The following is a 12,622-nucleotide window of genomic DNA, read 5'->3' as shown; positions in this document are numbered from 1 at the left end:
TGGTACTGCAGGGGGGACCCTGTGGGAGAGTAGGACGCCGCCGAACAATTCTTGGGAAAGGCCCACGCCACACGGCGTGGGCCTTTCTGCGTTTCAGGGCTTTTAATCCCCGAAGGGCGGCGGAGCGGGAGCCGGTCAGAGCCGGCCCGCCGCCTTCAGAGCCAGATACGCATCAGCCAGTGTCGGCGCCAGCTCCTCCGGCGTGGCGTCCACGACCGTCACCCCGTGACGGCGGAGCTGCTCGGCAGTCCGCTGACGTTCACTCTGGGCCTGAGCCGCAGCCGCCGCCTCGTAGACCGCTTCCGCGTCTCCCCTTGCCTCGGCCATACGCGCAATGTGCGTATCGGCCACCGAAGCGACCAGAAGCGTGTGCCGTTGGGTGAGCTGCGGAAGTACGGGGAGCAGGCCCTGTTCCACCGGAGCCGCGTCTAGCGTCGTGAGCAGCACGATCAGGGAGCGGCGAGGTGCCGTACGCAGAGCCGCCGCCGTGAGCCCGCGAGCGTCGGTCTCGACGAGCTCCGGTTCCAGCGTGGCCATGGCGTTCACCAGGCCCGGGAGTACGTCTCCTGCCGAACGGCTCTGGACCAGGGCGCGTACCCGGCGGTCGTACGCCAGGAGCGCGACACGATCGCCGGCTCGGGAGGCCAGTGCCGCGAGGAGAAGTGCGGCGTCCATGGAGGCGTCGAGGCGCGGTGCGTCGCCTACGCGGCCGGCGGACGTGCGGCCGGTGTCCAGGACGAGCAGGATGTGGCGGTCGCGTTCGGGGCGCCAGGTGCGGACGGCGACGGCGGACTGGCGGGCGGTGGCTCGCCAGTCGATCGAGCGGGTGTCGTCTCCGGGAACGTACTCGCGCAGGCTGTCGAACTCCGTGCCCTCGCCGCGGGTCAGCACGCTGGTGCGGCCGTCGAGTTCACGCAATCGGGCGAGTTTCGACGGGAGATGCTTTCTGCTGGTGAACGGGGGCAGGACGCGTACCGACCAGGGCAGCTTGTGGGTGCCTTGGCGAGAAAAGAGGCCGAGGGGCCCGTAGGAGCGGATCGTCACGCGGTCGGCCTGGTGGTCGCCACGGCGAGTCGGACGCAGCCTGGTCGTCACGCGTCGGCGTTCGCCCGGGGCGACGGTCAGGCGGTGGCGGGAGGCCGCGGTCTCGGTGCCGGGCTGCCAGCTGCTGGGCGGCCATGCGTCCCGCAGCAGCGCCCGCAGGGGGCGACGACGGGACGGGTTGGTGATCGTGAGCGTGACGTCTGCGGTCTCGCCCAGACGGGTGGAGGTGTCGCCGGACCGGGCCAGGACGAGCCGTCGTACGGGTGCGGCGAGCGCGTAGTCGCAGGCGCACGCGAGGGCCAGCGGGCCGTTGACCGCGAGGATGCCCGCCCAGCCTGGTTCGAGGACGCCGACGGGGATCGATCCGAGGGCCGCGAGGAGGGCGGCGCGTCCGGTGAGGGCCATCAGCGGGGGACCGGGACGTGGGTGAGGATGGCGTTGATGACGGAGTCTGCCGTCACGCCTTCCATCTCCGCCTCGGGCCGCAGCTGGACGCGATGGCGCAGCGTCGGCAGGGCGAGGGCCTTCACGTCGTCGGGGGTGACGTAGTCGCGGCCCGTGAGCCATGCCCACGCGCGCGAGGTGGCCAGGAGGGCGGTGGCACCGCGCGGGGAGACGCCGAGGGTGAGGGAGGGCGACTCGCGGGTGGCGCGGCAGATGTCCACGACATAGGCAGTGATCTCGGGGGACACGGCCGTCTTGGCGACGGCGGCGCGGGCCGCTTCCAGGTCGGAGGGGCCGGCGACGGGGCGTACGCCGGCGGCGTGCAGGTCGCGCGGGTTGAAGCCCGAGGCGTGGCGGGCCAGCACGTCGATCTCGTCCTGGCGTGAAGGCAGAGGGATCGTCAGTTTGAGGAGGAAACGGTCCAGTTGGGCTTCGGGGAGAGGGTAGGTGCCCTCGTACTCGACCGGGTTCTGCGTGGCGGCGACCAGGAACGGTTCGGGGAGCGGACGCGGTCTTCCGTCGACCGTGACCTGGCGTTCCTCCATGGCTTCGAGGAGGGAGGACTGGGTCTTGGGCGGGGTGCGGTTGATCTCGTCCGCGAGGAGGAGGTTGGTGAAGACCGGTCCTTCCTGGAAGGAGAACTCGGCGGTGCGGGTGTCGTAGACGAGGGAGCCGGTGACGTCGCTCGGCATCAGGTCGGGAGTGAACTGGACGCGCTTGGTGTCGAGTTCGAGCGCGGATGCGAGGGTGCGGACGAGCAACGTTTTGGCGACTCCGGGGACTCCTTCAAGGAGAACGTGTCCGCGGCAGAGGAGGGCGACGACGAGGCCGGTCACGGCGGGGTCCTGGCCGACCACGGCTTTGGCGATCTCGGCGCGCAGGGCTTCCAGGGAAGCCCGGGCGGTGGCCGCGTCCCCGGTGTTCCCGGCGTTGTCAGTGGTCGGGGCCATCATGGACGGCGTACCTCTCTTTCGAGGGCGTCGAGTTGGTCGGTGAGTGCGAGGAGGGCCGCGTCGTCGCCGGGCGGCGGTCCGAAGAGGAGGGAGTGCAGGGCGGGTCCGTCGCCGGTGAGGTGCGCGGACAGGGCGGGGAGCAGGGCCTCGGGTGTGTGCGCCTGGGCGACGGGGACGCCGACGAGCGGGGCGAGGCGGGTGCGGGTGGCGGAGCGAAGAGCGGTGGCCGCGCGGTCACGGGCGTTGGCTTTGCGGTAGAGGCGGGCGCGGCCTTCGGCGGTCTCGGATGCGCGGATCGCGACGGGGAGTTTCTCGGGCACGAGAGGGCCGAAGCGGCGTGCCCGCCAGAAGGCGGCGAGGACGGCCGCGAGGAACAGCTGCAGGGTGCCCCAGAGCCAGCCCGAGGGGAGCAGGTCGAGAAAGCCCTTCTGGCCGTCGGTGTCGGTGGCCGAGGAGTCGGAGAGTGAGGGGAGGTACCAGGCCAGATGGGGGCGGGAGCCGAGGAGTTGGAGGGCGAGCGAGGCGTTGCCCTGCTTGTCGAGGTGGTCGTTGTAGAGGATGTCGGGCGCGCCGAGCACGACGGTGTCACCGCCCCCGGACGTCTCGGGGATGCGCAGCAGGGTGGCGAGGCGCTCGCTGGGATAGCAGACGTCGGCGTCGAGGTGGGTGGTGGTGTAGCGGATGCCACCGGTGTCGGCGCTGCCGGCGCGTCGGGCTTCGGGCAGGGTGCAGCCGGGCGCGAGCGTGGTGCCGCTGCTGGTGGCGGGGTCCGCGGTGACTCCGGGGGCGAGACGCTCGACGGACGCGCTGCCGGCCGCGACGAGAAGGGTGCGCCCGCCGGAGGTGGCGACGGCCTGGCGCAGCTGAGTCTGTTGACGGCTCGTCAGCAGGTCGGGTACGGCGACCAGGAGGGTGGTGTCCGGACCGGCAGCGGCGCGTGCCCCGCCGAGCGTGGTGACCACGCGTGTGGAGACGCCTCGGTCGGCGAGGAGTTGGGCGATGGCGCGGCTGCCGTAGGGGTCGGCGGAGCGTGGGTCCAGTTCGCCGTGCCGGGCGGTGGAGCGTACGGCCGCGATGGCGACGGCCGCCGCGAGGATCAGTACGGCGGCGAGCGTGATGCCGCGCGCGCGGGTCCACACCTGGCGGACGGTGGGCGCGGTGGACGTGGGCGGCGTGGGCTCGGCGGTCACTGGGCGGCCCCTTGGCGGGTGCTGTGGGCCGTGTTGGCGGTGCTGTGGGCGAGTGCGGGCCTGGCGCGCTCCAGGTCGCGGTCGAGTTCGGCGATGCGGTGGTACGACTGCTCGGTGGCCCCGCGGCCGCCGTATGTCACGTCGTCGAACTCGCGGGCGGCGGCGCGCAGTCGGTCGGCGTGTGCGGGCAGCGTTCGGCCGGCCTCGGCGGCTGCTTCGTCGGCGGTGCGGCCCGGACGGACGTCGAGCAGAGTGCGCTCCTCCAGGGACCGGACGATCGCCCGCATGCGTTCCTGCACGGCTTGGTTCCAGTGGCCCTGGGCCGCGTGTGCCTCCGCGGTCGCGCGGTGTTCTGCGGCGCTGCGGGGGCGGTCGTCGAACAGGACCGTGGTGGTGGAGGGTTGCCGGCGTGGGGTGCCCAGGCGCCACCACAGGGCGGCCAGGACCGCGACGACGAACAGGGCCACGACGATCAGGCCGACCGTGCCGCCGGGTGTCGCGGCGGCGGCCGAGTTGAGCAGCCGGTCGAGCCAGTCCCAGAACGCGTTCAGGGCGCGCTCGAACAGTCCTGGGTCGTTCTCGTGGTACATCCGCTTGGACAGTTCGCGGCGAGCCGCCTCTCGCGCGGGACCGCGCGGGATGGTCACGGGCGGCTGGTCTCCCGAGCCGCCGACCGCGCGGACGGCCGTGTCCGTCGCGCGCAGCAGGCCTCGTACGACTGTGCTGCCGGCGCCCGACTGGGCCGCCGCCGTGAGCACTCCCCCCGTGAGACTCACCGCATCAGCTCCCCGGGACCGGGCCGGGGGCGCTGCTGCCCTGCACATCGGCGGCGCGGGCCAGTTCGAGGTCGAGGGCCTCGCGTCGGATGCGCTGGTCGATGTAGAGGAGGACGGTGACGCCCGCGCTGATGGGCAGGGTGAGCGTGGTGCCGATCAAGGCGCCGATTCCGCTGATGATCAGGGACGTCCAGCCGAGGTGTCCGCCGCCGGCGCCGAGCACGTTGTTGATGGTGTCACCGCTCACGGCGGCCCCGACGGCCGTGAAGGGGACGGTGATGATCGCCGACATGATGGCGGTGATGAGCAGGGTGAGCAGCACGATGCCGAAGGTGCGCCACCAGGCGCCGCGGACGAGTTTCGTGGAGCGCTTCAGTGCCTTCACGACGCTCTGCCGTTCCAGCATCAGGGCGGGTGCGGCCAGGTAGAAGCGGATCCCCAGCCACACCACGACGACGGTGGCTGCCAGCATGCCCAGGACGAGCAGGCCGGCTCCGCCGTCGCTGTTGCCGCCGAGCAGGACGAGGAGGCCGGGCAGTACGCCCACGGTGACGACGGCGGCGAAGATCAGGCCCAGCAGGATGAGCAGCCCGAAGAGCTTCGGAATCTGCGGCCGGGCTTCGCGCCAGGCCTCGCCCGCGCTGATCGGTCTGCCGAGGACGGCTCGGCTGGTGATGGTGGTGAGCAGGGCGGTCGCGATGATCACGGCGACCGAGCGGATCACCGAGATGATCCCGCTGCCGATCATGGTCTCGCGCAGGGCGTGCAGCGCTTCGTGGGGGCTGGCGTTGGGATCGCTGATCGTGGTCTGGACGGCGGTGTCGTTCAGGACGAAGCCCTGCAGCAGGACCATGCTGACGTCGAGGATGAGAGCGACCGCCAGGGAGATGCCGAGCACCGTACGCCAGTGGGCGCGCATGGTGGAGACGGCGCCGTCGAGGATCTCGCCGACGCCGAGCGGGCGCAGCGGGATGACGCCGGGCTTGGCCGCGGGCGGGGGGCTGCCCCAGCCGCCGCCCCAGCCTCCGTAACCGCCGGGGGTGCCGTAACCGCCGTAGCCGGCGGGCGGGCCTCCGTGGCCGCCGGGAGGGCCTGCGTATCCGCCGCCGTGGCCGCCGGTGCCGGGGGCGCCCGGTGGGCGGTCGGCCCAGCCCGGGTGGGGCGGTGGGGGCGGCGCACGGTGGGGGCTGGGGGCACCGGTGGGCGCCGACCACTGGCCGGGTGGCGGCTGCTCCTTGGACCACTTCACGCCGGGGCTCTGCGCGTTCGGGTCCGGCTGCTGTGCGGGCGCGGGGTCGCCGGGGCGGTCGGCAGGCTCGGCGGGATCGGACGCGCCGGGTTCCCGCCCCTCGTTCGACGGGGCGGATCCGGGCGAGGCCCAGCCCGGAGTGTCTGTCATCGAAGCTCCTTCTCGGTGCCCGTCCGCGGTCGCGGCGGCAGGTTGGCAGCCATCGTGCCATGGGGTGGTCATCCGGGGACCTGCCGCGGTGGGGGCTGGATGCCTTCAATTGTCCGCCGGATCCGGGGCAGACTGACCGCATGGCTGATCAGCAGGCGCGACCCGACAGGGACAACCGGCAGACCGAGATACCTGCGATCCGATGGGAGGAACCACCCGAAGGTCCTGTGCTGGTGCTTCTCGATCAGACTCGGCTGCCGGCCGAGGAGGTCGAGCTGGTGTGCACGGACGCGCCGGCGCTGGTGGAGGCGATCCGTTCGCTCGCCGTGCGCGGGGCGCCGCTGTTGGGGATCGCGGGCGCGTACGGTGTCGCGCTCGCCGCCGCGCGCGGCTTCGAGGTGGCCGAGGCGGCACGGGCGCTCGAAGGTGCCCGGCCCACCGCGGTGAACTTGTCCGTCGGCGTGCGCCGGGCCGAGGCCGCGCATCGGGCCGTTCTCGCGAGGAGCGGCGACCCCACGGAGGCGGCCACCGCGGCTCTGGCCGCGGCGCGCGCGCTGCACGAGGAGGACGCAGAGGCCAGCGTCCGGATGGCGGCTCACGGTCTGGCCCTGCTGGACGAGCTGCTGCCCGGTGGCGGGCACCGGATCCTCACGCACTGCAACTCCGGTTCGCTGGTGTCAGGGGGCGAGGGCACGGCCTTCGCGGTGGCCCTCGCGGCACATCGCGAGGGGCGGCTGCGGCGGCTGTGGGTGGACGAAACGCGTCCGCTGCTGCAAGGTGCTCGCCTGACGGCGTACGAAGCGGCCCGCAGCGGCGTGGCGTACACCTTGCTCACCGACAACGCGGCGGGTTCCCTGTTCGCCGCGGGTGAGGTGGACGCGGTGCTCATCGGGGCGGACCGGATCGCGGCCGACGGCTCGGTGGCGAACAAGGTGGGGAGCTATCCGCTTGCGGTACTGGCGCGGTACCACCATGTCCCGTTCATCGTGGTGGCGCCGGTGACGACGGTCGACCCGGACACTCCCGACGGGGCGTCCATCGAGGTCGAGCAGCGACCCGCCTTCGAGGTGACAGAGGTCACAGCGCCCCAGGTTCCGGTGTCGGGAGCGGGGGGCGGGATTCCGGTGGCACCCCTGGGGACCCAGGCGTACAACCCGGCGTTCGACGTGACGCCGCCCGAGCTGGTGACGGCGATCGTCACCGAGGAGGGTGTCGTTTCACCCGTGACGGCCGAGGCTCTCGTGGAGCTGTGTGCCAGGTCACGCCAGGTGACGATGAGCTGATGGGACGGCAGGTGGGACGGGGCTCCCCGCGTACGCCGCTTCCCGCCGGCACGCGCGAGCGGCGCCCTTCCGACCGCAGACCTCACGAGAGCCGTAAAGGAGCCAACCTGCCTACGCCGTGGGTAGGTGCGCCTGTCACGATCAATCCGTGGGCAACTTTTCGAAGGTCGTGAGCCGGATGGACCTCCTCCACGACCTGATGGGCCTGGCGGTCGGCGCAATGCTGTTGGCCGTAGGTGTCAGCATGCACCGCGAGGGCGGATCCGTGGGCTGGCCCATCGCAGGAGCGGTGGTGCTGGTCTCGAACAGCGTCTGGGTGGCTCGGCGCCGACTTGCTCGGCGCCGTAAGCCGACTCCGTCGCCTGACGGCACACAAGGATGAGGCGGATCGGTCAAGGCTCCTGACGGCGCTCCGTTGGCGGTGGAGCGCCCGTGCCCATGCTCGCCGGAGTGGCCGCGTGAGCGCCGATCTAGCCGCCCAGGCGACGAACCGCGCGGGTCGGAAGGCCGCGAAAAGGCCCCGAGTGACCCCTGTGCGCCCCCGATCTTCCGAACTGGTGCTCTGGGGCCCGGCGGCGGCCCTTGACCGGGTCGTCCGGACTCGCCGGGCGCGTCGTACCGGGAGGCGCCCATCGGTGGGGGCGGCGGCGATCGATGATCGCGGGACGACGGGCGATACGGGCTCCCAGGACCAGACGGGGAGCGGCAGGGCTTCACCGACGCCGGCCCTCGTAGTGGTGTCGGGTCACGGCGCCGGCGGGACTCCGCCGAGCCGACCTTCGTCACGGACATCGACGGCGGCGGCCAGGGGCAGACAGTGACGGCTCCGTACGACTAAGGTCACCGGCCAGTGACCTCCCTCACCAGGGCGCCTGTCGCTGTTATGAGAATGGGATGATGTCGTTTATGAAGGGACGAGTCCTTGTCGTCGACGACGACACCGCACTGGCCGAGATGCTCGGCATCGTGCTGCGTGGTGAAGGTTTTGAGCCGTCTTTCGTAGCCGACGGCGACAAGGCGCTGGCCGCTTTCCGGGAGACCAAGCCCGATCTGGTGCTGCTCGACCTGATGCTGCCCGGCCGGGACGGCATCGAGGTGTGCCGGCTGATCCGGGCGGAGTCCGGGGTGCCGATCGTGATGCTCACGGCGAAGAGCGACACCGTAGACGTGGTCGTGGGCCTGGAGTCGGGCGCCGACGACTACATCGTCAAGCCGTTCAAGCCGAAGGAGCTGGTCGCCCGGATCCGGGCGCGGCTGCGGAGGTCGGAGGAGCCGGCGCCGGAGCAGCTCACCATCGGTGACCTGGTCATCGACGTGGCCGGGCACTCGGTCAAGCGGGACGGGCAGTCGATCGCACTGACGCCGCTGGAGTTCGACCTGCTGGTCGCGCTGGCCCGCAAGCCGTGGCAGGTGTTCACGCGTGAGGTGCTGCTCGAGCAGGTCTGGGGCTACCGGCACGCCGCCGACACGCGGCTCGTCAACGTGCATGTCCAGCGGCTGCGCTCCAAGGTCGAGAAGGACCCGGAGCGGCCGGAGATCGTGGTGACCGTCCGTGGTGTCGGTTACAAGGCCGGGCCGAGCTGACGTGTCCGGGGACAGCGCCGCTTCGGCTCCCGGTCGGTCCGGGGCCCCTTCGAGGCGGCCTGTCGGCCGGACGGCGGGCGCCCGGTTCAGGAGTCTCTTCGAGGGCGGGCTGCTCGAGGGCGGGGTCCACGGCAGCCCGGTGTTCCGGCTGTTCCTGCGCTGGGTGCGCCGTCCGCTGCTGCCGGTGATGCGGCTGTGGCGGCGCAACATCCAGCTGCGGGTCGTCGCCACGACGCTGGTGATGTCGTTGGGTGTGGTCCTGCTGCTGGGCTTCGTCGTGATCGGGCAGGTGCGCAACGGCCTGCTGGACGCGAAGGTGAAGGCCTCGCAGAGCCAGGCCACCGGCGGCTTCGCGGTGGCCAAGCAGCGAGCCGACGAGGCGGCCACCGGCACCGGCACCGGTGCCGGGACCGGTACCGCCGACGGCACGGCGAGTACGGACGGCCGGCAGTCGCAGAACGTCATCCAGTGGATGAGCGACCTCGTGGAGTCGCTGTCCAGTGGCGGCGCGGGCGCCTTCGACGTGGTCACCCTGCCCGTCGGCGACGACAGCGGCGGCGGTCGCAGCCCTCGCGGCTCGGGGAACGTCAACCCGACCTCCAGCGTGCCCGCCGACCTGCGCGAGCGGGTCAACAGCGGGACGACTGCCGCCCAGAGCTACACCCGGATCGTCTACTCCAACGGCAAGGACTCGCAGCCGGCGCTGGTCATCGGCAAGCAGGTCAACGACCCCAACGGGCGGCCGTACGAGCTGTACTACCTCTTCCCGCTCACGCAGGAGGAGAAGTCCCTGAGCCTGGTCAAGGGCACGCTCGCGACCGCCGGGCTGTTCGTCGTCGTCCTGCTCGGCGCCATCGCGTGGCTGGTGGTGCGCCAGGTCGTCACGCCGGTGCGGATGGCGGCCGGGATCGCGGAGCGGCTGTCCGCCGGGCGGCTGCAGGAGCGGATGAAGGTCACCGGCGAGGACGACATCGCACGCCTGGGCGAGGCGTTCAACAAGATGGCGCAGAACCTCCAGGTGAAGATCCAGCAGCTGGAGGACCTGTCGCGGATGCAGCGCCGGTTCGTGTCGGACGTCTCGCACGAGCTGCGCACCCCGCTGACGACCGTCCGTATGGCCGCCGATGTCATCCATGAGGCGCGCGAGGACTTCGACCCGGTGACCGCCCGGTCGGCCGAGCTGCTCGCCGACCAGCTGGACCGGTTCGAGTCGCTGCTCGCGGACCTGCTGGAGATCAGCCGCTTCGACGCGGGCGCGGCGGCGCTGGAGGCCGAGCCGATAGACCTCAGGGAGGTCGTGCGGCGCGTGGTCAGCGGCGCCGAGCCGCTCGCCGAGCGCAAGGGCACGCACATACGCGTGCTCGGCGACCAGCAGCCCGTCGTCGCCGAGGCCGACGCCCGGCGCGTGGAGCGCGTGCTGCGCAATCTCGTCGTCAACGCCGTCGAGCACGGCGAGGGCAGGGACGTCGTCGTCAGGCTCGCCGCGGCGGGCGGCGCGGTGGCCGTCGCGGTGCGCGACTACGGCGTCGGGCTCAAGCCGGGCGAGGCGACACGTGTCTTCAGTCGCTTCTGGCGGGCGGACCCGGCACGCGCGCGTACCACGGGCGGCACGGGCCTCGGGCTGTCGATCGCCCTGGAGGACGCGCGGCTGCACGGCGGCTGGCTGCAGGCCTGGGGTGAGCCCGGCGGCGGCTCCCAGTTCCGGCTGACGCTGCCCAGGACCGCCGACGAGCCGCTGCGGGGCTCCCCCATACCGCTGGAGCCCAAGGACTCGCGCCGCAACCGCGGCCTCGACGAGGCCGGTCTGCCCGGCGGGGGCGAGGAGAAGCGGGCGACCGTGCCCGTACAGCAGGGTGGCGCCCAGGCGTCGGCGCTGCCGTCGCGCGCCCCGATCGCGCCGCGGTTGTCCGCCGTCGCACCCGCCGCCGACCCGGCCGCACTGCCCGGCAACGGAAACGGCGCGCGCGTGGTGCCCCGGCCCACCGGTGGCCCACGGCCCGCGGACGACAGGCCCGCCACGGAACCGGCACCCGGCACGGACGCGGCCGCAGCGGAGAACTCGACGGAGCCAGGGGAGGCATTTCGTGGGCGATGACCGCACGGGGGGCGCCCGGCCCGGGCCGGGACGCGCGGTGGCCTACGCCGCCTTGGGGACCGTACTGCTGGCCGGTTGTGCCTCGATGCCCGACAGCGGGGATCTGCGTAACGTGGAGTCCACGCCGCGGCAGGACACGGGTGTCCGGGTGTTCGCCATGCCGCCGGCCGAGGGCGCCGGGCCCGCCGAGATCATGCAGGGCTTCCTGGAGGCGCTGACCAGCGACGACCCGGCGTACGACACGGCCCGCAAGTATCTGACGTCCGACGCGGCGCGCAGCTGGCGGCCCGAGCAGTCCACCACCGTCCTCGCCAACGGGCCGAGCATCGAGCCCGACTGCCGGGCGGGCGGCGGCACGGAACCGACCAGCGTCGTCACCTGTGTCCTGGCAGGCAGCCGGGTCGCGACCGTGGACTCGCAGCAGGCGTACGAGCCCGCCGACGGTCCCTACCGCAAGAAGGTGCACCTTACGCGGGACCCCAAGAACGGCCAGTGGCGCATCGACGCGCTCCCCGACGGTGTCGTCATGGGCAAGTCGGACTTCCAGCGCAACTACACGTCCGTCGACAAGTACTACTTCGCCTCTGACGCCACGGTCGGGTCCACGGGGGAGCCGGTGGCGGTCGCCGATCCGGTGTTCGTGCGCAGCAAGGTCGACCCGATGACACAGATGGTCCGCTCGCTGGTGAACGGCCCCACCCGCTGGCTCGGTCCTGTTGTCAGGTCCAGCTTCCCGACCGGTACGGCGGTGCAGAAGGACGTGTCGGGACTGGCGCCGGACGACCAGAACAAGCTGACCGTGCCGCTGAACCTCAAGGTGTCCCAGGTCGCGGCCACCAAGTGCACCGAGATGGCGACGCAGCTGCTGTTCACGCTGCGGAACCTGGCGCCGACGCTGGAGTCCGTCGAGCTGCAGGGTGTCGGCGGCCACCGGCTGTGCGACCTGAGCGAGGAACGCGCCGAGACCACCGCCTGGCGCGGGTCGGCCAAGAGCCCCGACAACCTGTACTACCTTGACAGCAAGCACCGGCTGGTGCGGACGCCGACGGGGAGTACGACCACCAGCGCCGTCCCGGTGCCCGGTGCGCTGGGCGAGGGCGGCAAGGCGCTCGAGTCGGTGGCGGTGTCGCGGGACGAGCACACCGCGGCCGGCGTCGCCGACCAGGGCAGGTCGCTGTACGTGACGTCGCTGGCGTCGGGCGGTTCGCTCGGAAACGCGCTGGTGACCAGTCAGGGCCCGACCCCGGACGAGCGGTTGACGACACCGAGCTGGGACGCCCGCGGCGACCTGTGGGTGGCCGACCGCAACCCGCACCGTCCGCGGCTGTACGTCCGCCAACAGGGCGCCGCCAAGACGGAGGAGGTCGCGGTCCCGGACCTGTCCGGCCGGATCAAGGACGCGCGGGTCGCCGCCGACGGGGTGCGGATCGCGCTCGTGGTGGAGGGCAAGGACGGCAAGCAGTCCCTGCTCATCGGCCGGATCCAGCGTGACGACGGCACCGGGCAGGGCACGTCGGTGGTCGAGCTGCGCTCCGCGGCACCCGATCTGGAGCAGGTCAGCGCCCTGTCGTGGGCCGGGGACAGCAGGCTGCTCGTGGTCGGCCGGGAGCAGGGCGGTGTGCTGCAGATGCGGTACGTCCAGGTCGACGGCTCGACGCTCGACGGTCCGGCGCCGGGTGCGCTCACCGGCGTCAAGGCGATCGCCGCGTCCGAGGACGAGCGGGTACCGCTCGTGGCCTACTCGGAGGACGACGGGATCGTACGGCTGCCGTCCGGGGCGCAGTGGCAGAAGGTGGACAAGGACGGGACGGCACCGGCTTACCCGGGCTGAGCGACGGTCCGTCCGGTGGGGGT

At 72.3% G+C, this 12,622-nt stretch carries 9 protein-coding genes; 4 read left to right on the top strand and 5 right to left on the bottom strand.

Going from position 1 to position 12,622, the window contains the following annotated elements:
- Positions 1-135 precede the first annotated feature (135 nt).
- The 5 genes from AB0L59_RS40425 to AB0L59_RS40405 all read right to left on the bottom strand — a co-directional run bounded on the left by AB0L59_RS40425 (position 136) and on the right by AB0L59_RS40405 (position 5,806).
- The gene (locus tag AB0L59_RS40425) at positions 136-1,449 is read right to left on the bottom strand and encodes a DUF58 domain-containing protein (RefSeq protein ID WP_365592693.1); all 1,314 of its coding nucleotides are present in this window, start codon (positions 1,447-1,449) and stop codon (positions 136-138) included.
- A complete protein-coding gene (locus AB0L59_RS40420; protein WP_365592691.1) occupies positions 1,449-2,441 on the bottom strand; it encodes a MoxR family ATPase in 993 nt (330 codons plus the stop codon). The genes AB0L59_RS40425 and AB0L59_RS40420 overlap by 1 nt, the downstream gene beginning before the upstream one ends.
- Positions 2,438-3,631 carry a DUF4350 domain-containing protein gene (locus AB0L59_RS40415; protein WP_365592688.1) on the bottom strand — a complete coding sequence of 398 codons (1,194 nt, stop codon included), beginning with the start codon at positions 3,629-3,631 and terminating at the stop codon, positions 2,438-2,440. Before AB0L59_RS40415 ends, AB0L59_RS40420 begins: the two co-directional genes overlap by 4 nt.
- The gene (locus AB0L59_RS40410; RefSeq protein WP_365592696.1) at positions 3,628-4,338 is read right to left on the bottom strand and encodes a DUF4129 domain-containing protein; all 711 of its coding nucleotides are present in this window, start codon (positions 4,336-4,338) and stop codon (positions 3,628-3,630) included. Before AB0L59_RS40410 ends, AB0L59_RS40415 begins: the two co-directional genes overlap by 4 nt.
- Positions 4,339-4,411: 73 nt before the next feature.
- A complete protein-coding gene (locus tag AB0L59_RS40405) occupies positions 4,412-5,806 on the bottom strand; it encodes a glycerophosphoryl diester phosphodiesterase membrane domain-containing protein (RefSeq protein WP_365592685.1) in 1,395 nt (464 codons plus the stop codon).
- A gap of 140 nt (positions 5,807-5,946) precedes the next feature.
- On the opposite strand from AB0L59_RS40405, the gene mtnA reads away from it, so the two are divergent.
- The 4 genes from mtnA (at position 5,947) to AB0L59_RS40385 (ending at position 12,599) form a co-directional block, all read left to right on the top strand.
- Positions 5,947-7,089, top strand: coding sequence for an S-methyl-5-thioribose-1-phosphate isomerase (gene mtnA, locus AB0L59_RS40400; protein WP_365592683.1), 1,143 nt, complete (start codon positions 5,947-5,949; stop codon positions 7,087-7,089).
- An 894-nt stretch (positions 7,090-7,983) separates the two neighbouring features.
- The gene (mtrA, locus tag AB0L59_RS40395) at positions 7,984-8,673 is read left to right on the top strand and encodes a two-component system response regulator MtrA (RefSeq protein ID WP_191870552.1); all 690 of its coding nucleotides are present in this window, start codon (positions 7,984-7,986) and stop codon (positions 8,671-8,673) included.
- A gap of 1 nt (position 8,674) precedes the next feature.
- Positions 8,675-10,768: an MtrAB system histidine kinase MtrB gene (mtrB, locus tag AB0L59_RS40390; protein WP_365592681.1), complete on the top strand. Its 2,094-nt coding sequence runs from the start codon at positions 8,675-8,677 to the stop codon at positions 10,766-10,768.
- Positions 10,758-12,599 carry an LpqB family beta-propeller domain-containing protein gene (locus tag AB0L59_RS40385; RefSeq protein WP_365592678.1) on the top strand — a complete coding sequence of 614 codons (1,842 nt, stop codon included), beginning with the start codon at positions 10,758-10,760 and terminating at the stop codon, positions 12,597-12,599. The genes mtrB and AB0L59_RS40385 overlap by 11 nt, the downstream gene beginning before the upstream one ends.
- Positions 12,600-12,622 lie beyond the last annotated feature (23 nt).

This window comes from Streptomyces sp. NPDC052109 (assembly GCF_040680195.1).
In the GTDB taxonomy this organism is placed as follows: Bacteria; Actinomycetota; Actinomycetes; order Streptomycetales; family Streptomycetaceae; genus Streptomyces.
This window is presented reverse-complemented; position numbering and strand designations above follow the sequence as displayed.